A 19,008-nucleotide genomic window follows, 5' to 3' on the forward strand; every position below is an offset into this window, starting at 1 on the left:
GCGGGCGCCCGATGCCCCGGGCCGAAGGGCAGGCGGCCCGGGGGCGGGGTGGTGGGCGGGGAGCTGGACTACGGTGGTGGTGCCGCAGGGGCGGTGGCGCCAGCCGCTCCCTTGCGGCCCCTCATCGCCCACCAGGAGAACCGACCATGGCCGCCCCCATCTCGCGCACCGACTCCACACTCGTCATTGGCCTGGGCCGCTTCGGCTCGGCGGTGGCGGCCACGCTGGACCGGCTCGGGCGCGAGGTCCTGGCCGTGGAGTCCGACCCGATCATTGTGCGCCAGTGGGCCGGGCGCATTCCCCTGGTCGAGGCCGACGCCACCGACATGGAGGCCCTGGAGCAGCTCGGCGCCACCGAGTTCGGCACTGCCGTGGTCGGAGTCGCCACCTCCCTGGAGGCCTCCGTACTGGTCACCGGGAACCTGGTGGACCTGGAAACCCCGCAGATTTGGGCCAAAGCCGTTTCCCGCGCACACGGGCGCATCCTGCGGCGCATTGGCGCTCACCACGTGGTCTACCCCGAGTTCGACGCCGGGCAGCGCGCCGCCCACCTGGTCTCGGGCCGCATGCTGGACTACATTGAAATGGAGAAGGGGGGCTTCACCATTGTCAAAATGCGCCCGCCGGCTGAACTCCATGGCTTCACCATTGGCGAGGCCAGGGTCCGCTCCCGCTACGGGGTCACCATCTTCGGCCTCATGAGCCCGGGAGAGCCCTTCGAATACGCCACCTCCGACACGCTCGTCTCCTCCGACGACGTGCTCGTGGTCGGAGGAGACGCCGCTTTGCTGGAGCGCTTCGCCAACCGCGCCTGAAGGCGCGGCCCCGGGCGCCGGGCCGGCGGCCCTGCCCCCGGGGCCGAGCGCCGGTCCGCGCTTGCGCCCTCGCCCGGGGGAGGGCTCAGTCGTCCTCGCGCAGGAAGTAGCTCAGGGCGTGAGACTGGCCGATCTCCAGGGCCACCAGATCCTGGCCGGTGCTGAAGGCGTTCGGCGGGCAGGTCATGGGCTCCACAGCCACGCCCCGCCGCAGAAGGTGCTCGGCGGTGTAGAGGTGCACCCAGGGGGCGTCGGAGGCCAGCACCACGGCGCCTCCGTGCTCCCCGCCGCTCAGGCGCACCTCCCAGGTTCCCTCCGGCATGCCCGTGTACGTGTTATCGCTGGTGCTCGCACCCACGAGCCGGCCGGCGCGCCAGTCCCAGTCGCTGCCCTCGACCTCCCGCAGCCCCAGGGGCGCCAGGTTCTCGTCGGCCTCCAGCACTTGGGGGGCCGGGGCGGTGAGCTCGCACTGGTCCAGGGGGACCGAACGGGTCAGGTACGGGTGGAAGGCAATCCCGCAGGGGGCGGGGAGGAGGCGCCCGTCCCGGTCGGCGGCTCCCGGCGTGTTGGTGGCGGGCTGGGCAGCGCCCACGCAGGTGGCGGTGGCGGTGGTCTTCAGGCCGGAGTCGGCGTCCAGGGTGAAGCGCACCGCGAGCTCCAGGCTCCAGGGGTAGCCGTAGGAGGCGGGCAGGTTCAGCCCGAGGGTCAGGGCGCTGTCCGCCACCTCGGTGACCTGCCAGTCCATCCAGCCGACCATGCCGTGGAGGGCGGCACCGGTCTCGGGCTCGTTGCAGGCCACCTGGTAGGTCTGCCCGCCATAGGTGTAGGAGGCGCCGGTAATGCGATTGGGCCAGGGCATGAGGGTCTTGCCCTGCCACCCGGCCGGCAGAGTGCTCTCGGCGTCGAAGGGGACCACCAGGTCGCGGCCGTCGCGGCGCAGGTGGACTAGTGTGGCGCCGCAGGTGGCAATGCGCGCCTGGTAGCGCCCTGCGTGCAGGTCGATGAGCTCTCCATTGATCATGGTCCTATCCTCCTCCTTCGGGGCCGCGCAGTCAGGGCCTTGGAGTCATATGCTCACTTTTGACGGTGGCGGCGGCCAGCGCCTGTGCGGCGACGGCCTCCAGGTCCGCCCCTATGCCGGCCGAGCAGTAGGCCCCGATCAGGCCCTCGACCAGGGGCGCCGTGCTCAGACGCGTGCGGGCGGCGAGGTCGTCGTCGAGTAGTTCCAGGGCCACCTGTGCGCTCATGACGGCGCTGCCCAGGTCCATGAGGACCAGAACGCCGCTGCTCCGAGAGCCGATCTCCTCAATGGCCGCGGCAATGGCTGTGGCGTCAGTGCCCAGCCCTCCCCCGGGCGCCCCGGCGGCGACGCCTACCGGCGCCCTGATGCCGGCCACCAGGCCACGGGCCAAAGCGACAGCGGCCTGAGCCAGGGCGGGCGAGTGCGAGACGACGACAATGCCCACGCTCCCCCGGTCACTGCCCGATGCGTCCCCGGCTGCTGTCTGCGCGGCCGCGTCAGCCCCGGCGCAGGCGGTGCTGGGCTCACGAGCGGCTCCAGCCGCCACGGCGGTGGTCATGTCACATCCCCCAGCGCAGGCCGGGGGTGGACACCGGGGCGTCCCACAGGTGGAGCATTTCGGCGTCAGCGCGCACCAGGGTCAGGGAGCAGCCGGCCATGTCCAGGCTGGTGATGTGGTTGCCCACCAGGCTGCGCGCCAGGCGCACCCCGGAGGCCTCCAGCAGGCGGGCGACTTCGCCATGCATGAGGTAGAGCTCGAGCAGGGGGCTGGCACCCATGCCGTTGAGCATGGCTATGACGCCCTGGTCGGCCCCTTCGGCGTCGGGCAACTCGGCCACGACCGGCTCGACCAGGCGCTGGGCCATCTCACGGGCGGAGGCGAGTTTTTCCCGTCGGCGGCCGGGCTCGCCGTGAATGCCAATGCCAATCTCCACCTCGTCCTCGGGCAGGTCGAAGGAGGGCCGGCCCCGGGCCGGTACGGTGCAGGAGGTCAGGGCGACGCCCATGGAGCGGCCGGCGGCATTGACGCGGGCCGCGATTTCAGCGACTTCGGCCAGGGCCCGCCCTTCCTCGGCGGCCGCGCCGGCGATCTTCTCAACGATGACGCTCACTCCCACCCCGCGCCGTCCGGCCGTGTAGAGGGAGTCCTCGACGGCGACGTCGTCGTTGGTGACCACGGTGGCCACCTGGGTACCGCCGGAGGCGAGGACCATTTCCGCGGCAATCTCGAAGTTCATGACGTCGCCGGTGTAGTTCTTGACAATGTGGAGGACCCCGGCGCCGGTGTCTACAGCGGAGGTGGCGGCGACGACCTGGTCGGGGACCGGCGAGGTGAAGATCTCCCCGGCGCAGGCGGCGTCGAGCATGCCGTGGCCGACGTAGCCGGCGTGAAGGGGCTCGTGCCCACTGCCGCCGCCCGAGACAATGGCGACTTTGCCGGGGCCCTTGGGGCGGGCGCGGTAGACGACGCGCTGGTCCAGGTCCACGCGCAGGCTCCGGGGGTGGGCGGCCGCCATGCCCGCCAGGGCGTCCGCAACAATGGTGTCAGCGGAGTTCATGAGTTTCTTCATACCGCGACGCTACCGCGTCAACGTGTCCTACGTCACCCCTTTTGGCCTGCGCCCCTCCCGGGCGGCACTCCAGTGCGAGCTCGTGGCCGACCAGTTCACCCGCCCCGGGGGCGGGGCGCCCGCGGCGGGGATTCAGCGGTAACCGTCCCACAGGGGGGAGGGGAACAGGAGCGGTTCAAAGCGGGCCCACTCCTCCTCCAAGCTAACGGCGGGCTGACGGAAGTAGCGAACTTGAATGCCGTCCATGACCTCCAGGGCCATGCCCACCCTCTGACGGATGCTCTCAAAACCGCCCTGTTCCTTGATTTCGGGGGGCAGGCGCCAGGTGAACTGCATGTAGAGGCCCCAGATCTCGTCGGGGCGGTTGATGAAATGCGCGTGAGCGGGGTGAGCGGGGTCCACCGCCTCGGCCCCCAGGAGCATGTGCAGGCGCATGAGCTCAGGGCGCTGCACGTTAAGGTGGACGAGGTAGCGGAAGTAGGCGGGCAGGCTAATGCCCTCGGGGTGGGTGGCCGCAGGGTCCCCGGAGTCGATGAAGTCCTGAGGAGTGCCCCGACGGTCGTAGCGCTCGTCAAGCAGCAGGGTCAACAGGCCCGGTTTGTTGTCAATGTAGTGCAGCAGTCCGGCCTGGGAGATGCCCACCCCATCGGCGACCTCCTGTAAGGACAATCCGTTGTAGCCGTGTTGGGCCATCAGCGTGGTGGCCACCTCCACAATCTGCTCACGACGCTGGGCGGCGGTCAGGCGCGTACGGCGTTTGGGCGAGGTCGGCCGGGGGCCGGTTGTGGAGGGCATGGTCCCACCATACGGCTCACAGTCCGCGCATTCGGGCTCAAGCGCGGGGCCGACGGCGTAGCGCATACCGCGTCGTCGGCCCCTGCCCGCCCGGTGGTGCCCACCGGGCGGGCCCGGCGCCTGCCGTGCGCCGACCGGTCGCGCACAACCCGCATGATCCCGGGGTTTGTGCGCGGCGCAGCCGGCCGGTGACTCAGTCGGCCAGCAGGGCCCGGGCGGTGGTGACGTCGGTAATGAGGACCGTGAGCCAGCCGCCCCGCAGAGCCGCCCGAATGGCCGCATGCTTGCGCGCCCCGCCGGCGGCGGCCACGGTGCGCGGGATGGCGTGCAACTCGGAGGCGTCGGCCCCCACCACGCGGCGGTCGAAACCGGAGTCCACGTGCTCGCCATCGGCGTCGAAGAAGCGCAGGCAGACGTCACCCACCGCCCCGGCCCGTCGCAGCTCCTCACGGTCCACCTCCGAGGAGATGTTCCCCGACTCGCGCAGGAGCTCAGAGGGCTCCAGGCTGCCGATTCCCACCAATGCGGTCGTGACGTCCGGTAGGAGGCCGGCCACACGGGCCACGGAGGGGTCGTTGCGCAGTTCGACGGCGGCCGACTCCGTCCCCAGGACCGCCGGGGAGGGGAAGAACACCGGGGAGGCGCCAGTGGCCCGGGCCAGCAGGTCGATCAACCGCGTCGCCTTGACCTGCACGGTCGGGTTGCCTATGCCGCCGAAGAGCTGGACCACGGTGGTGGCGACCTGGGTGCGGAAGGGCTGAAGGCGCTCGACGGCGGCGAGCCAGGTCGCACTCCAGGAGGACAGGCCAATAACCTCCCCGCCGGTGAGGGTCGTCTCCAGGTAGGTTGCGGCAGCCGTGGCCAACGCCGTCTGAACCGCGACCTCGTCTACCCCGGCGTCCACGACGACGCACTCCTCGACGTGGTGGCGCTTCTCGATCTCCTCCTCCAGGGAGGTGAAAGCGCCGGGGGGCAGGGTCACAACGGTGCGGACGATCCCCTCATCCGCGGCGCGCTTGAGGAGGCGGGAGACGCGAGGCTGGGAGACGTGCAGCTCGGAGGCGATCTGGGCCTGCTTCATGCCGTGCTCGTGGTACATGCGGGCGATGCGCGCCATGAGGCGTGTCTGAGAATCGTCGGCGAGAACCATCGGGGGTCTCCTGGGGCAGGGGTGCTCACGCATGAGGCGCGAATAGACGATTCAAACCTACCCCGCCTGGGCCGCGCCCCGTGGACTCCAGCGCAATACCGGCCGAGCCGAAGCCCTTTCCCCGCCCTTTTCCCGGACTCCCCTGGACCCCGGGAGCGGCGCGAGGCGGCGGGCGCCGCCGGATCCCACAAGCCCCGGGGCGCCGCTGATGCGGCCCGCCGCGGGCGCAGCCTGTCGCTCCGGATCCCACAGGCCCCGGAGCGCCGCCCACCGCGACGCCCCGGCTCAGCCCCGCTTCAGAAGATCGCGCGCGGCGGCGGCAATGCCGCCGGCACTTATGCCGAAGCGGTCCATGAGCCATTCCTCGGAGCCGGTGGGGGCGAAGACGTCGGGAACGCCGATCCGGGTTACCGGCACCGGATGGCCGGCGCTGACGAGCTCGGCCACGGCCCCGCCCAGGCCCCCGGCGGCCATGCCCTCCTCGGCGACGACAATGCGGCCGGTCTGGCGGGCTGCGTCCATAACCGCCTGCTCATCCAGGGGCTTGACGCTGGCCATGGATAGCACCCGGACACTCACGCCCTGACCCTCCAGGGCCGCGGCCGCCGCCAGGGCCCGGTGCAGCGCGGTGCCGTTGGAGACAATGGTCAGGTCCTGGCCCTGGCGCAAAACGGTGGCCTTGCCGGGAGTGAAGGAGTAGTCCGGGGCGTGGACGGCGGGGACCTTCATTCGGGAGATGCGAATGTAGGTGGGGCCGTCGTGCTCGGCAATGGCCCAGCGCACGGCGGCGGCGGTCTGGACCGGGTCGGCCGGAACAATGACGGTCATGCCGGGGATGACGCGCATCCAGGCGACGTCCTCGGCACTGTGGTGGGTGCTTCCGAGTTGGCCGTAGGCCAGGCCCGGGCTCTGGGCGGCCAGGACCATATGCCGGTAGGAGTAGGCGGCATCAATCTTGACCTGCTCCATGGCGCGCGCCGAGAGGAAGGATCCGGCGCACGAGACCACCGGAATCCGCCCTCCCCCCTCCAGGCCGGCGGCCACACCCACCTGGTTCTGCTCGGCAATGCCGACATTAATGAGGCGCTCGGGGAAGCGCGCGGCGAAGGCGCCGAGCTTGGCCGACCCCACCGAGTCGTTGACGACGGCAACGACCCGCTCGTCAGTAGCGGCGATCTGCTCCACGGTGGTGGCGAAGGCGTCGCGGCAGTCGTACAGGGCGGTCGTCTCAGTGGTCTCAGTGGTGCTCACTTGGAGGCCTCCAGTTCTGCCAGGGCCCGCTCGACCTCGGCGTCAGTGGGCAGCTTGTGGTGCCAGGCCACGACGTCGGACATGAAGGAGATCGGGTGCCCCTTGTGGGAGTGGGCGATAATGAAGGTGGGCTTGCCGCTTGAGGCGGGGACGGCGGCAAAGGCGTCCAGGAGAGCGTCGATGTCGTGGGCGTCGACGTCAATGACCTCCCATCCGAAGGCCCGCGCTTTGGCGTCCAGGGGGGAGAGGTCGTTGGTGGCCTCGGTGGTGGCGCCCTGCTGAAGATGGTTGCGGTCGGCGACCGCGCACAGGTTGGCCAGGCGCCGCTGGGAGGCGAGCATCAGGGCCTCCCAGTTAGAGCCCTCCTGGAGTTCCCCGTCCCCGGTCAGGACGAAGACGCGGCGCATCGAGCCGTCCATTTGGCCGGCCACCGCCTCGCCGACGGCGATCGGCAGGCCGTGGCCCAGCGGCCCGGTGTTGGCCTCTACGCCCTTGACCTTGAGCCGGTTGGGGTGCCCATTGAGGCGGGAGTCGGGCTGGACGAAAGTCTCCAACTCCTCAACGTCCATTAATCCGGCCGCCGCGAGTGTGGTGTAGAGGGCGCAGGCGGCGTGCCCCTTGGACAGAATGAGGCGGTCGCGCTCGGGGTCCTCCAGGTTGTCCACGGTCAGGTTCAGCACGTGGAGGTAGAGGGTGGCCAGGACATCGGTGATGGAGAACTCGCCGCCGAGGTGGCCCATGCGGGCCTTGGCCACCAGGGTGAGGTCTTTGCGCCGAATGAGGCGGGCGCCCCGGCGAATGTGGGCGACAACCTCCTGGCGGCTCATATCCGGGGTGGTGCGTCCAATGACGGGCAGGTCCACGGACCAGGTCGTGGTCTGGGCCATGGTCACGCACCCACCATGGAGGTCAGCAGTGCGTCCTGGACAATGCGCTGGGCGGCCAGCGGGTCCTGGCGGGCCTGCGCGGCGGCCAGGGCCTCCTCGTCGAGGCTGTCCAGCGCCCGGTGAATGGCCTTGAGCAGGCGGATGGAGGTGCGGGCGTTGTCCACGACGTCCTCCCGGAAGGGGAACTGGTCGAGTTGCCAGACCCCCTCCCAACTGTTGACGCGCAGGGTGTGGAAGAACTCGAAGAGCTCGGTGAGGTGGAGGCTGCCCACAACCATGTCGTCATCCCAGCCGCGGTAGTTGTCGTTGACGTCCATGCCCCACAACAGGCCGTGGTCGATGAGCATCTGGGCCGATTCGGCCGGGGACTCACCGCCGAACAAGGCGTGGCCGAAGTCCAGGAGCACGCCGACGTTGTCCACGCCCATGGCTTGAATACCCAGGATGGTCTTAGCGGCCGACCCCCAGAACATGTGGGTGCGGGGCTCACGGGGCTTGTATTCGATGACGAATCTGAGATCGGGGTGGGCGCTGGCCAGCTCCCTCATCCCCTCGACGGCCAGGCGGTTGAGCTCCTTGTAATCGACTTGGAAGGGGTAGTCGAAGCCGTCCTGGCCCGGCCAGATCTTGACGTACCTGGCGCCCAGTTCGCGCACCGCGGCCGCGGCGCCGTGCATTATCTCCAGGGCCGAGGCCCGCTTGGCGGGGTCCGGGTTGGTGAAGGCGCCCATGCGGTGCTCACGCAGGTAGATGTCCGGGGTCACGCCAATGGCCTTCATGCCGGTGCGCGCCAGGGCCTCCTTGACGTCTTGAAGGCCGACCGCGGGGGTGAAGGGGTAGTTGAGGTCGACGTAGCTAATGTCGCCGACCTGGGCGGCCAGCTCAATCTGCTCAATGGTGGAGCGGGGGTCGCCGTAGCCGTCGGTGGCATAGCGGTCGACGTAGGTGGCGAAGTTCCACAATCCGGCCCCGAAGACGGGCTCTGGAGTGGTGCGCGAGGAGGGCGGAGTGGCCCCCGACATTTGTTGCATTTCTATTCAACTCCGATCTTCGATCTGTGGTGGGTGCTGGGCTGGTGCTGTCCGGGCGAGGGCGGGCGCGTGGAAAACGGTGGGCGCGTGGATGCGGGTCGGCCAGACGGTCGGCCGTCCGCGCCTCGGTGGAGCAGTGCGCCTCGGTGGAGCGGCCGGGGCCCGGTCGGCCTTCTCAGGGTCGGAACCGCGAGCGCGCTATGGCCCTGCCCCATTGCGCGCGGGCGGCCTGCCGGAGGGGGGCGGTCACCTGGGGCCGGTAGACCACCGCGGGGTCGGCGGCCGGGTCGGGCAGCTCCCAGCCCAGGCGGGCGAAGCCCATGAGGGCGGCCCCTAAGGCGGAGACCTCGGCGTTGGCCGACACCAGGACCTCACGGCCCAGCAGGTCGGCCTGGATCTGCATGAGCAGGCGCGATGAGCTGGCGCCGCCGTCGGCGTGCAGGACCTCCAGGTCGCTGCCGGCCGGTCCTGCGGTCATGGCCTCAACGACGTCGGCAACCTGGTGGGCCACGGCCTCCAGGGCGGCGCGGGCGAGGTGGGCGGGCGTGGTGCCGGCGGTGACGCCGGTAATGAGGCCGGTGGCTCGCCGATCCCACCAGGGGGCGCCCAGGCCGGTGAAGGCCGGGACCAGGTGGACGCCCTCGCTGGAGGCGGCGTCGGCGGCCAGGGCGTCCAGGCCCTTGCCGCCGCCTGCGCCCAGGAGGCGGGCAACCCAGTCCATGGCCGCGCCGGAGGCGACAATATTGCCCTCCCGGCCGTACATGGGGGTCTCGGTGAGCCAGGCCAGGGTGGTGGCCACGCCGGGGCGCACCTCCCGGTTCGCGCCCGTGGGCACCATGACCGAGGAGCCGGTGCCGTAAGTGGCCTTGGCTTGGCGCGAGCTGCGGCAGCCGTGCCCGAAAAGGGCGGCGTGGGAGTCGCCCAGGACGCCGACCACCGGGATGCCGTCGGGCAGCAGGCCCAGGGCGCGGGTGGTGCCGAAGTGCGCGTCGGAGCGCACCACGCGGGGAAGGCGGGCGGCGTCGACGCCGAAGAGGGCGCACATTTCCTCCGACCAACTCGTGGTGGCCAGGTCCAGCAGCAGAGTGCGTGAAGCGTTGCCGGCCTCAATGACGTAGGACTCCTGCCCGGTCAGGCGCGCCACCAGCCAGGAGTCAATGGTGCCAATGCGGGCCCGGAAGGCGCCGGCCGGGGCGGCGTCGACCATATCGAGCAGGTAGCGCATCTTAGGGGCGGAGAACATGGGGTCCAGGCTCAGGCCGGTGGTGGCGCTGACGGCGAATTCGCGCTCCGGGGAGCGCAGCCAGTCGCAGAATTCGGCCGTGCGCGAGTCCTGCCAGCCCAGTACTGGGCCCAGGGGCCGGCCGTCGCCCGCGTCCCAGGCGACCACGGACTCACGCTGGTTGGAAATAGCGATGCCCGCCGGCGTCGCCCCGCCCACGCCATCCAGGCAGGCGGCAATGGCGCGCGCTTGAGCCTGCCAGATGGCCTCAGCGTCCTGCTCAACCCAGCCGGGCCGGGGGTGGCTTACGGGCACCGGGGCGCTTCCTGAGGCCAGGACAGTGCCGTCGGGGGCAATGGCAAGGGCTTTGGCGTTGGTGGTGCCCTCGTCCAGGGCCAAAACATAGTCGGGTGCGGCCACGGTCCTCTTCATCCCCTGTCACCCCTTAGCGTCCCCGGCCAGGGCTCCGGAGACGAAGCGGCGGAACAGCGGGTGGGCAACGCGCGCACCGTGAACGATGCGGGCAACGTGGACAACGGAGACCGGGGCCGCCGCCATAATGCTGAAGACAATGAAGGCGTTGAGCAGTCGGCGGCGCTCAGGGGATTGAGCATGACGACGCCTCCTTAAGGCTAGAATATTCATTCAACAACGAATGAATCGACAAAGTGAAGGTTAGCCCGCTGCTGGCCGCGGTGTCAACCACTGTTGCAGGGGCGCCGCGGCCGCTGAGCGCGCGGCGCCCGGGCGCCGTTCTCGCCGAACAGTGTCAACCGTTGCCGCAGGGGTTGGACCGCAGGGTTACGGCCGGCCCGGAGTGCGCCAGGCCACCCTGCGCGCCACGAACCTCGCCCTCGTGACCCGGCACGTCTTCGCCGCCCCTGAACCCGTCTCGCGGGCGGATGTCGTGCTCGGCGGACATTTGGCCCCTCTGGCCGAGGCGCTGCGCCCCGCCCTGGAGGAGGAGTTGGAGCACCGGGTTCTGGCCTCCAAGTGGACTCCGGTTGCCGTCCTGGCGGCGCCGGACGACGAGGCCCCCGGGGCCACCGGCGCGACCTGGTCCCTCCTGGAGGAAATCGTCGCCGATCCGGCGACCTGGACTTAAGGGCGCGGGCGGGCGCCGGCGCGCGAGGGCCTTTTGCCGGGCGCCCGCGATACGGGGACGCCATGCGGCTCGGCGGCACTGCTCAGCGCCCTGGAGGCGGGCGCCCGCGATACGGGGACGCCATGCCACACTGCCGTCATGGCACCCCGCCCTACGCCCCGATACCAGGAGATCGCAACATGGCTGCGCGAGCAATGCGCGGCCCTGCCCCCGGGCAGTGCCCTGCCGGCTGAGAACGACCTCGCCGCCCGCTTCTCGGTGTCCCGCATGACGGCGCGCCACGCCGTGGACGTCATTGTTGACGAGGGCTTGGCCCGACGTCGCAGCGGCGCCGGAACCTTCGTCGAGGCCCCCGCCCTGCACCGGCCGGACTCGGTCCTGCGCCCCTTCTCCCAAGACATGCGCTCGCGCGGCCTCGTCCCGTCCTCGCAGGTGCTCCGGGCGGAGATGTCCAGACGGCCCGCCAGCGCCGCCGAGCTCGGCCTCCCCCCGGACGCGTGGCTAGTGCTCATTGAACGCGTCCGCCTTGCCTCCGGCACCCCGATAGCCATTGAGCGCACGGCCCTCCCCCAGGAGTTCCAGGGGGTGTTGGAGGCCGACCTGGAGAAGGGCTCGCTCCATGAGGCGCTGGGGCGCCTGGGACGCACCATGGGCCGGGCCTCGGGCAGCGTGACCGCCCGTCTGGCCACGCAGGAGGAGGGATCCCTCCTCGACGTGGACCTGCCCGCGGCCCTCCTCGTGGAGCGCCGCCTTGTCGCGGACACCACTGACCGCACTATCGAGGCCACCGAAACCGCGTACGCCGGGTCGCGCTGGGCCATAGACACCGGGGCCTTCGTCCTGACCGACGCCTTGGCCCCCGCTCAGCCGGAGCGGGCCGACACCATCGGGCACCCCGACGCGCCCCATTCCTAGGCCCTACTCCCCCGTGTTGTCTATACAGCTCTTGACAGAGCTGTATAGACAGATTAATCTTGTTGGCGTCAACACCCCCTAAGGAGACGCCATGAACCCCGCCAAGCCCGCCGCCGAGATGACCGCCACCGAGCTCGCCGCCTACATCGACCACTCGGTCCTCAAACCCGAGTTCACCCCTCAGGAGGTTCGCCGTGAGGTGCAGGCCGCCGTCGCCCTCGGCTGTCGGACCGCCTGCGTGAACCCCGCCTCGATCAGCATGGCGAAGAACATGACCGCGGGCACTCAGACCGGCGTTTGCGCCGTCGTCGACTTCCCCTTCGGCGCCTCGACCACCACCTCCAAGGCGACCCAGGCCCAACTGGCCATGGACGCCGGCGCGGATGAGATTGACATAGTCACCAATTACGGCTGGGCGCGCGCTGGGCTCGCGGACCAGGTCGAGGAGGACCTGCGCGCCGTAGTGGAGACCTGCCACGCCAGGAACGTAATCGTCAAGGCCATCTTGGAGACTGACGCCCTGACCGAGGCGCAGATCCGCACGACCATTGAGGCTTGCGTCGCCGCGGGCACCGACTTCATTAAGACCTCCACCGGCTTCTACACCGGCGAACTCCACCACGCCGCCCCCGGCGCCAGTGACGCCATGATGGCGCTCATGCTCGAGGCCGCCGCCGGGCGCACCAAGGTCAAAGGATCGGGCTCCATTCGGGACCGCGCCCACTTCCTGCGCCTCATCGACGCCGGCGTGGACCGCCTGGGCATTGGCTACCGCTCGACGCCCGTGGTCCTGGGGCTGGCCGCGACGGGCCCCTGCACCCCCCTCCAACAAAATCCTCACAGCACAACGTCCGCGGATGGTGTGCTGTGAGGATTTCGTTGGAGGGCGGGTCGTTGGAGGGCGGGCGGGCCCGTCTTCGGCCGTTCTCGGCCAGTCGCGCAACTTGCATTTGCCGCCCCCTTGACCGCGCGAGAGGATGGCAGTAATGAGCACTGGGGTGCCGCGCCGCCAGCCCTCCCACACTCACTCACCACTCAAGGAGCCCCACGCATGACCACCGAGCAGTTCGCGCTCACCGATTCCGATGATCAGGCGATCGCCGTCGCCAGAGCCTTGTCGGCTGACGCCGTTGAGAGGGCCGGCTCGGGTCATCCAGGGACGGCGATCTCCTTGGCCGGCGTGGCCTACCTGCTGTACCAGTACGAGTTGCGCCACGACCCCGCCGACCCGCAGTGGATGGGGCGCGATCGCTTCGTGCTTTCGGCGGGGCACGCCTCCCTCCTGCTGTACACCCAGATGGTGCTCTCCGGCTATGGCCTGGAGGTCGGCGACCTGGAGGCGCTGCGCACCGCGGGCTCCCTCACGCCGGGGCACCCCGAGCATGGGGTCACCCCCGGAGTGGAGACCACCGCCGGCCCGCTGGGGGCGGGATTCTCCAATGCGGTGGGCATGGCCATGGCGGCGCGCCGCGAGCACGGCATCCTCGACCCTAATGCCGCCCCCGGCCAGTCCGTCTTCGACCACTGGGTCTACACGCTCGTGGGCGACGGCTGCCTCCAGGAGGGCGTGACCAGCGAGGCCGCCTCCCTGGCCGGAACCCAGCAGCTGGGCAACCTCATCGCCATCTACGACGACAACGACATTTCCATTGAGGGCCACACCGACATCTCCTTCACTGAAGACGTCACGGGGCGCTTCGAGGCCTACGGCTGGCAGGTGCTCGACGTGGACTGGAGGGCCAAGGGCCGCTACCACGAGGATTACCGGGCCCTGCACAACGCCCTGGTGGCCGCTCGGGCCGAGACCACCCGCCCCACCCTCATCCGCCTGCACACCATAATCGCCTGGCCCTGCCCCACCCTTCAGGGGTCGGCGGCCACTCATGGCGCCAAGCTCGGCGCCACGGAGGTCGCCGGCCTCAAGGAGGTTCTGGGCCTGGACCCGGCCAAGAGCTTCTTCATGCCCACTGGCCTGCTGGAGCGCACCCGCGCCCATGCTGCGGCCCGCGCCGCTGCGGCCCGCAGCGAGTGGGACGCCCGCTTCCGGGCCTGGGCCGCCGCCAATCCTCAAAGTGCCGCGCTCCTGGAGCGCTTGCAGGCCAGGAGGCTGCCGGAGGCGATCGAATCGGTGCTGCCCAGCTGGCAGACCGGGGCCGACTTGGCCACCCGCTCAGCCTCGGGCAAGGTACTCGCCGCACTCGCACCGCTCATGCCCGAGTTGTGGGGCGGCTCCGCCGACCTGGGGGGTTCGAACAACACCACCATGGCCGGTGAGCCCTCCTTCCTGCCGGCGCCCCTGGCGCGCAGCCAGGGCGACGGCCCCTACGGTCGCACCATTCACTTCGGGGTGCGCGAGCACGCCATGGGGTCGATCGTCAACGGTATCGCCCTGGATGGCCTAACCCGCCCCTACTGCGGCACCTTCATGGTGTTCGTCGATTACATGCGCCCCACTTTGCGCCTGGCCGCGCTCATGGGCCTGGGCTCCATCTTCGTCCTCACCCACGACTCCATTGGCGTGGGCGAGGACGGCCCCACCCACCAGCCGGTCGAGCACCTGGCCTCCCTGCGCGCCATCCCCGGCCTGGCCGTGGTGCGCCCGGCCGACGCCAATGAGACGGTCGCCGCCTGGGCCGAGGTTCTGCGCCGCTGTGAGCAGCCGTCCGTCCTGGCCCTCTCACGCCAGAACCTGCCGGTCATCGCCACCCCTGACGCCGCCGCCTCCGGGGTGTCCCGCGGCGCCTACATTCTGATCGACTCCACCGACACCCTCGGCGAAGTCGTGGCCCCTGACGTCACCATTGTGGCTACGGGGTCGGAGGTGTCGGTGGCCGCGCAGGCCCGCGAAATCCTGCAGGCCCAGGGCACGCCCACCCGCGTGGTCTCCGCCCCCTGCCTGGAGTGGTTCGCCGAGCAGGATGAGGACTACCGCGCCTGGGTCCTGCCCCAGAATGCGGTCACCGTCTCGGTGGAGGCCGGCATCGCCATGGGCTGGCGCGAACTCGTCGGGGACCGGGGCGCCATTGTCTCCCTGGACCACTTCGGCGCCTCCGCGCCCGGCACGCACTTGTTCGCCGAGTACGGTTTCACGGGCGAGCATGTCGCCGACGTCGCCCGACAGGCGCTGACCCGGCCCTGAGCGGCGCCCGGCCCTGAGCGGCGGTGGCGGGCGACTGGCCTTGAGGGGTGCCCGCCACCGGCTCCGCCCCGGGCGGCTCAGGGTGAGGCCGGTGGCGTCGCGGTGGGGCCCGCCGTCGTACTCGCGGTGGCGCCGGTTGAGGCGGTCGCTGTTGCCGTAGCCGCCGTAGCGGATTCAATGGCGGCGGCGATCTGCGGCACGTGGTGCTCTACGGCCCACAGCAGCGACAACGGTGAGGGAGTTTGGAGGCTTGCCACCGTGACCGCGTCGGTGACGAACAGGGCGGAGTCATTGGCGACAGCCGGGATCGTCTGCAGCACGGCGTCGGCCTTGACGGCCTCCACCGCCTGGGCGTCCTCGGCCTCGACCCACAGCAGGTCGCAGGACATGGCGGCGCAGTCCTGGGCGGGGACGCTCACGGTGGGGCTCGTTGTGGAGTCGGCGCCGGCCTTGGCCGCTGCGGCCGCCATCTTCATGCCCAGCAAGGTCAGGAACTGGGGCCGGGGGTCGGCGGCCGTGTACAGGGTGCCGTTCTGGAGGCCCGCGGTCAGGGTGCCCGCCACGAAGGTGGAGCCCTTGAGGTGCGGGTAGGCGACATTGGAGGCGGTGACCTCGCGGATAGTAGTGGCGACAAGCTCCTCGGCGGCCGCGGAGCGCCCCAGGGCCTGGCCGATAATGGTCGTGGTGGCCTGCCAGTCGGCGGCTTCGGCCCCGCCCGCCGGGTAGGCGATGGTGGGGGCGATGGCCGAAAGCGCGGTGTACTCCTCTTGGGTGACGCTGGAGGAGACGCCCAGGATCAGGTCGGGCTCCAGCTCGGAGATGGCTTCGATATTGATGCCGTTGGTCTGCGAGTACTGGGCGGGCGCCAGCTGCGAGTCCCAGCCGGCCCCCAAGGCCTCCAGGGCCGAGGTGGTCCAGGGGCAGGCGCGGAGCCCATCAACGTCCAGGGGGGCCTCGGGGACACCCACCGGGATCACGCCCAGGGCAATGACCACGTCATCGTTAGTCGATGAGACGGCGGCCACCCGCAGAGGCTCGCTGGAAACGGTGGTGGAGCCGTAGACGTGCTCAATGGTGACGGGGAAGGAGTCGGTGGCGCCCTGGGAGGCGTTGCCCACCGCGGCGCTGGCGCCATCGGTGTGACGGGAGTCGTAGGAGCAGGACGCCAGCAACGCTCCCAGCCCCATGGCGGCGCCCCCGGAAAGCAGGCTGCGCCGTGTCATTAGCGGGCGGGGACGACGGCGGTCAGCACAGTTCGCCATATCTGCCATAGGGCCCCCTTCGGTCGGGTTCAGGGAACGGCGGCCCTGAACGACGATCGGGCCCGATCTTCCCCTCCAAACCCGGGCCCGGGCAAGGGCCCGCGCCGTCCCGCCGAACCGGGAGGGTTCTCGCGTCAGTGGCGGCCGATAATCTGCCCTCATGCCCACTGTGCGAGCCGCCAAGGCCCCCAAGATCCACTACCGCTGCACCGAGTGCGGCTGGACCAGCCCCAAATGGTTGGGCCAGTGCCGTGAGTGCCGCGAGTGGGGCACCCTGGAGGAGGCCCCCCGGGAAGCAGGCCCCGCTGCCCGGGCCCGCGCCGACACCGCCCGCCCTGCAGTGGCCGCCCGCCCCATTGGGGAGGTCAGCGCTGAGGAGGCCCGGGCCCGCCCTACCGGGGTCGGGGAGCTCGACCGGGTCCTGGGGGGTGGGATCGTGCCGGGCGCCGTGGTGCTCCTGGCCGGGGAGCCCGGCGTGGGCAAGTCCACCCTGCTGCTCGACGTCGCCGCCAAAGCCGCCCTTGTCGCCAGTGAGCACAACCATGGCCCCGTCCTCTATGTCACCGGGGAGGAGTCGGCGTCCCAGGTGCGGCTGCGCGCCGAACGGATTGGGGCCCTCGCCCCGACCCTGCTCCTCGCCGCCGAAACCGAGCTGGGGACGCTGCTGGGGCATATTGAGGCCGCTGGCCCCTCCCTGCTGGTGGTGGACTCGGTGCAGACCATTGCCTCGGCCCAGGTCGAAGGCAGTGCCGGGGGCGTGAACCAGGTGCGGGCGGTCGCCGGGGCGCTCATTGCCGTGGCCAAGGAGCGGGGCATTCCGGTGCTGCTAGTGGGGCACGTGACCAAGGATGGTGGGATCGCCGGCCCGCGGGTGCTGGAGCACCTGGTGGACGTGGTCTGCCAGTTCGAGGGGGACCGTCATGCGCGCCTGCGGCTGCTGCGGGCGGTGAAGAACCGCTACGGGCCCACCGATGAGGTCGGCTGCTTCGACCTGGGGGAGCGGGGCATTGTGGGCCTGGCCGATCCTTCGGGGCTGTTCCTGTCCGCGGCCCGCTCGGAGGTCCCGGGCACCTGCGCCACCGTGACCCTGGAGGGGCGCCGGCCCATGCCGGTGGAGGTCCAGGCGCTGGTGGCGGGCACTGCGGCCGGCTCGCCGCGGCGCACCACCAGCGGCGTGGATCACTCACGGGTGGCCATGGCCTTGGCGGTGCTCACCGCACGGTTGCGCGTGGACACCTCCAGCTCGGATGTCTACGTCTCCACCGTGGGCGGGGCCAGGGCCGTGGAACCGGCCACGGATCTGGCCGTGGCATTGGCGGTCGTTTCCGCCGCCCAGGGCCGCCCCACTCCCCCGGGCCTGGTCGCCTTCGGAGAAGTGGGGCTCACCGGGGAGGTACGGGCCACGCTCGGGATCCAGCGGCGACTGGCGGAGGCGGCGCGCCTCGGATTCGACCGGGCGATTGTGCCCCTGGCGGGCTCAGCGGAACTGCGGGAGGTCCCGGGGATGCAGGTGCTCGCGGTCTCCCATGTGGGGGAGGCGGTCGGCGCAGCCCTGCCGCGGTGATGGTGCAGTAGCCCAAAAGGATGACGCAATGGGGAGTACTGTCCTACACAGGGAGGAGTCGTCATGACACCTGATCACTACCATGGGCCTGAGAGACTTGTCGGCCACCCCATCAGGAGGCCACCTTCCCCAAGGAGCTACTGATGACCGAGAACCCCGGCACCCTCCTGCGCGAAACACTGGCCCTCATAGCCCCGGGCACCGTCCTTCGCGATGGGCTCGAGCGCATCCTGCGCGGCCGAACCGGCGCCATTATTGTCCTGGGCTTCGATGAAACGGTCGAGGAAATCTCCTCGGGAGGCTTCAATCTCGATGTTGAGCTCTCCGCGGCCCGGCTGCGCGAGCTGGCGAAAATGGACGGTGCCGTCGTCGTCGACCGGGCGGCCAACCGCATTCTGCGCGCCAATGTGCAGCTCCTGCCCAACGCCTCCATTGAGACCGCCGAAGCCGGCATGCGCCACCGCACTGCCGAGCGGGTGGCGCGTCAAACCTGCTACCCGGTGATCTCGGTGAGCCAGTCAATGCGCATTATCTCCCTGTATGCGGACGGCAAGCGCCACGTCATCGAGCCCAGTGATGCAATCCTGGCACGCGCCAACCAGGCCCTGGCCACCCTGGAGCGCTACAAGTCCCGCCTCGACCAGACCTCCGCGGGGCTGGACGCCCTGGAGATCGAGAATCTGGTGACAGTCCGCGACGTCGCCGTCGTCCTCCAGCTGCTGGAGATGGTGCGGCGCATCGCCAGTGACATTGACAGCTACGTGGTCGAATTGGGCACCGACGGGCGGCTCCTGGCCCTCCAGCTTGAAGAACTCACCCGCGGGCTCATGGCCGAGCGCGACTTCCTCATGCAGGACTATCTACCGGCCGGAATGGAGATCGCCACTGTTGACGCCCGCCTGAAATGGGTGGGCTCCCCGGCGCTGCTGGACCTGGCCATGGTCGCCCAGGCCATGGGCTTGGGCGGCACCGACGGGCAGGACCTGGACGCCCAGATCTCGCCTCGGGGCCTGCGCATCCTGGCTAAGATCCCACGACTGCCCCTGGAGACAGCGCACGCCGTCGTCAATGAGCTCGGCTCCCTCCAAACCCTGCTGGGGGCCACCATTGACGAGCTCCAGCGCATTGAGGGCGTAGGGGCGCGGCGGGCGCACGCGCTGCGCGACGGCCTCTCCCGCCTGGCCGAGGTCTCCATTGTCGACCGGTACTCCTGAAAGCCGCCCCGGGTCCTAGGCGGCCTCGGGCACTGCGACACGGCGGCCCCCGGGCGAGTCCCGGGA

At 70.4% G+C, this 19,008-nt stretch carries 19 protein-coding genes; 8 read left to right on the plus strand and 11 right to left on the minus strand.

The window, feature by feature from the left end; all coding sequences use genetic code 11:
* Nucleotides 1–146: 146 nt before the first annotated feature.
* Nucleotides 147–815, plus strand: coding sequence for a potassium channel family protein (locus EUC46_RS03900; RefSeq protein ID WP_128772888.1), 669 nt, complete (start codon nt 147–149; stop codon nt 813–815).
* An 85-nt stretch (nt 816–900) separates the two neighbouring features.
* On the opposite strand, the gene EUC46_RS03905 is transcribed toward EUC46_RS03900, so the two are convergent.
* The 3 genes from EUC46_RS03905 to dhaK are packed head-to-tail and all read right to left on the minus strand — an operon-like array spanning nt 901 to nt 3,407.
* Nucleotides 901–1,836 carry an aldose-1-epimerase gene (locus EUC46_RS03905; RefSeq protein ID WP_128772889.1) on the minus strand — a complete coding sequence of 312 codons (936 nt, stop codon included), beginning with the start codon at nt 1,834–1,836 and terminating at the stop codon, nt 901–903.
* A 31-nt stretch (nt 1,837–1,867) separates the two neighbouring features.
* On the minus strand, nt 1,868–2,395 hold the full coding sequence (gene dhaM / locus EUC46_RS03910; protein ID WP_128772890.1) for a dihydroxyacetone kinase phosphoryl donor subunit DhaM: 528 nt from the start codon (nt 2,393–2,395) through the stop codon (nt 1,868–1,870).
* A 1-nt stretch (nt 2,396) separates the two neighbouring features.
* Nucleotides 2,397–3,407: a dihydroxyacetone kinase subunit DhaK gene (gene dhaK / locus EUC46_RS03915; RefSeq protein WP_128772891.1), complete on the minus strand. Its 1,011-nt coding sequence runs from the start codon at nt 3,405–3,407 to the stop codon at nt 2,397–2,399.
* Between dhaK and EUC46_RS12495 the strand changes: the two genes are divergently transcribed.
* Nucleotides 3,394–3,549, plus strand: a complete 156-nt coding sequence (locus EUC46_RS12495; RefSeq protein ID WP_164918742.1) for a hypothetical protein — start codon at nt 3,394–3,396, stop codon at nt 3,547–3,549. The genes dhaK and EUC46_RS12495 overlap by 14 nt on opposite strands.
* Here the strand turns inward: EUC46_RS12495 and EUC46_RS03920 are convergent.
* From EUC46_RS03920 to EUC46_RS03950, 7 genes are all read right to left on the minus strand, one after another.
* Nucleotides 3,540–4,202, minus strand: a complete 663-nt coding sequence (locus EUC46_RS03920; protein ID WP_128772892.1) for a TetR/AcrR family transcriptional regulator — start codon at nt 4,200–4,202, stop codon at nt 3,540–3,542. The genes EUC46_RS12495 and EUC46_RS03920 overlap by 10 nt on opposite strands.
* 193 nt (nt 4,203–4,395) lie before the next feature.
* On the minus strand, nt 4,396–5,352 hold the full coding sequence (locus EUC46_RS03925) for a sugar-binding transcriptional regulator (protein WP_128772893.1): 957 nt from the start codon (nt 5,350–5,352) through the stop codon (nt 4,396–4,398).
* A gap of 285 nt (nt 5,353–5,637) precedes the next feature.
* Nucleotides 5,638–6,603, minus strand: coding sequence for a transketolase family protein (locus EUC46_RS03930; protein ID WP_128772894.1), 966 nt, complete (start codon nt 6,601–6,603; stop codon nt 5,638–5,640).
* Nucleotides 6,600–7,490, minus strand: coding sequence for a transketolase (locus EUC46_RS03935; RefSeq protein ID WP_128772944.1), 891 nt, complete (start codon nt 7,488–7,490; stop codon nt 6,600–6,602). Before EUC46_RS03935 ends, EUC46_RS03930 begins: the two co-directional genes overlap by 4 nt.
* 2 nt (nt 7,491–7,492) lie before the next feature.
* Nucleotides 7,493–8,512, minus strand: coding sequence for a TIM barrel protein (locus EUC46_RS03940; RefSeq protein ID WP_128772895.1), 1,020 nt, complete (start codon nt 8,510–8,512; stop codon nt 7,493–7,495).
* Between the two features lie 184 nt (nt 8,513–8,696).
* Complete coding sequence (locus EUC46_RS03945) at nt 8,697–10,175, minus strand: FGGY-family carbohydrate kinase (RefSeq protein WP_128772896.1); 1,479 nt, start codon at nt 10,173–10,175, stop codon at nt 8,697–8,699.
* Between the two features lie 6 nt (nt 10,176–10,181).
* Nucleotides 10,182–10,388: a hypothetical protein gene (locus EUC46_RS03950; protein WP_128772897.1), complete on the minus strand. Its 207-nt coding sequence runs from the start codon at nt 10,386–10,388 to the stop codon at nt 10,182–10,184.
* Between the two features lie 121 nt (nt 10,389–10,509).
* Between EUC46_RS03950 and EUC46_RS03955 the strand changes: the two genes are divergently transcribed.
* The 4 genes from EUC46_RS03955 (at nt 10,510) to tkt (ending at nt 14,902) form a co-directional block, all read left to right on the plus strand.
* Nucleotides 10,510–10,848 (plus strand): hypothetical protein, encoded by a 339-nt coding sequence (locus EUC46_RS03955; RefSeq protein ID WP_128772898.1) that lies wholly within the window; start codon nt 10,510–10,512, stop codon nt 10,846–10,848.
* Nucleotides 10,849–10,986: 138 nt separating this feature from the next.
* Nucleotides 10,987–11,763 (plus strand): GntR family transcriptional regulator, encoded by a 777-nt coding sequence (locus tag EUC46_RS03960; protein ID WP_128772899.1) that lies wholly within the window; start codon nt 10,987–10,989, stop codon nt 11,761–11,763.
* Between the two features lie 91 nt (nt 11,764–11,854).
* On the plus strand, nt 11,855–12,634 hold the full coding sequence (deoC, locus tag EUC46_RS03965; protein WP_128772900.1) for a deoxyribose-phosphate aldolase: 780 nt from the start codon (nt 11,855–11,857) through the stop codon (nt 12,632–12,634).
* A gap of 180 nt (nt 12,635–12,814) precedes the next feature.
* On the plus strand, nt 12,815–14,902 hold the full coding sequence (gene tkt / locus EUC46_RS03970) for a transketolase (RefSeq protein ID WP_128772901.1): 2,088 nt from the start codon (nt 12,815–12,817) through the stop codon (nt 14,900–14,902).
* Nucleotides 14,903–14,979: 77 nt separating this feature from the next.
* On the opposite strand, the gene EUC46_RS03975 is transcribed toward tkt, so the two are convergent.
* The gene (locus EUC46_RS03975; RefSeq protein ID WP_128772902.1) at nt 14,980–16,125 is read right to left on the minus strand and encodes an ABC transporter substrate-binding protein; all 1,146 of its coding nucleotides are present in this window, start codon (nt 16,123–16,125) and stop codon (nt 14,980–14,982) included.
* 199 nt (nt 16,126–16,324) lie between these two features.
* Between EUC46_RS03975 and radA the strand changes: the two genes are divergently transcribed.
* Nucleotides 16,325–17,728 (plus strand): DNA repair protein RadA, encoded by a 1,404-nt coding sequence (gene radA / locus EUC46_RS03980; protein ID WP_128772903.1) that lies wholly within the window; start codon nt 16,325–16,327, stop codon nt 17,726–17,728.
* Between the two features lie 143 nt (nt 17,729–17,871).
* Nucleotides 17,872–18,942: a DNA integrity scanning diadenylate cyclase DisA gene (gene disA, locus EUC46_RS03985; protein WP_128772904.1), complete on the plus strand. Its 1,071-nt coding sequence runs from the start codon at nt 17,872–17,874 to the stop codon at nt 18,940–18,942.
* The last annotated feature ends 66 nt before the right edge of the window (nt 18,943–19,008 follow it).

Source organism: Actinomyces oricola, from assembly GCF_004104015.1.
GTDB lineage: Bacteria > Actinomycetota > Actinomycetes > Actinomycetales > Actinomycetaceae > Actinomyces > Actinomyces oricola.

Coding starts and splice junctions, on each gene's coding strand:
- EUC46_RS03900 (WP_128772888.1), top strand. CDS start 147: ATGGCCGCCCCCATCTCGCGCACCGACTCCACACTCGTCATTGGCCTG.
- EUC46_RS03905 (WP_128772889.1), bottom strand. CDS start 1,836: ATGATCAATGGAGAGCTCATCGACCTGCACGCAGGGCGCTACCAGGCG.
- dhaM (WP_128772890.1), bottom strand. CDS start 2,395: ATGACCACCGCCGTGGCGGCTGGAGCCGCTCGTGAGCCCAGCACCGCC.
- EUC46_RS12495 (WP_164918742.1), top strand. CDS start 3,394: ATGAGTTTCTTCATACCGCGACGCTACCGCGTCAACGTGTCCTACGTC.
- dhaK (WP_128772891.1), bottom strand. CDS start 3,407: ATGAAGAAACTCATGAACTCCGCTGACACCATTGTTGCGGACGCCCTG.
- EUC46_RS03920 (WP_128772892.1), bottom strand. CDS start 4,202: ATGCCCTCCACAACCGGCCCCCGGCCGACCTCGCCCAAACGCCGTACG.
- EUC46_RS03925 (WP_128772893.1), bottom strand. CDS start 5,352: ATGGTTCTCGCCGACGATTCTCAGACACGCCTCATGGCGCGCATCGCC.
- EUC46_RS03935 (WP_128772944.1), bottom strand. CDS start 7,490: ATGGCCCAGACCACGACCTGGTCCGTGGACCTGCCCGTCATTGGACGC.
- EUC46_RS03940 (WP_128772895.1), bottom strand. CDS start 8,512: ATGTCGGGGGCCACTCCGCCCTCCTCGCGCACCACTCCAGAGCCCGTC.
- EUC46_RS03945 (WP_128772896.1), bottom strand. CDS start 10,175: ATGAAGAGGACCGTGGCCGCACCCGACTATGTTTTGGCCCTGGACGAG.
- EUC46_RS03950 (WP_128772897.1), bottom strand. CDS start 10,388: ATGAATATTCTAGCCTTAAGGAGGCGTCGTCATGCTCAATCCCCTGAG.
- EUC46_RS03960 (WP_128772899.1), top strand. CDS start 10,987: ATGGCACCCCGCCCTACGCCCCGATACCAGGAGATCGCAACATGGCTG.
- deoC (WP_128772900.1), top strand. CDS start 11,855: ATGAACCCCGCCAAGCCCGCCGCCGAGATGACCGCCACCGAGCTCGCC.
- tkt (WP_128772901.1), top strand. CDS start 12,815: ATGACCACCGAGCAGTTCGCGCTCACCGATTCCGATGATCAGGCGATC.
- EUC46_RS03975 (WP_128772902.1), bottom strand. CDS start 16,125: ATGACACGGCGCAGCCTGCTTTCCGGGGGCGCCGCCATGGGGCTGGGA.
- radA (WP_128772903.1), top strand. CDS start 16,325: ATGCCCACTGTGCGAGCCGCCAAGGCCCCCAAGATCCACTACCGCTGC.
- disA (WP_128772904.1), top strand. CDS start 17,872: ATGACCGAGAACCCCGGCACCCTCCTGCGCGAAACACTGGCCCTCATA.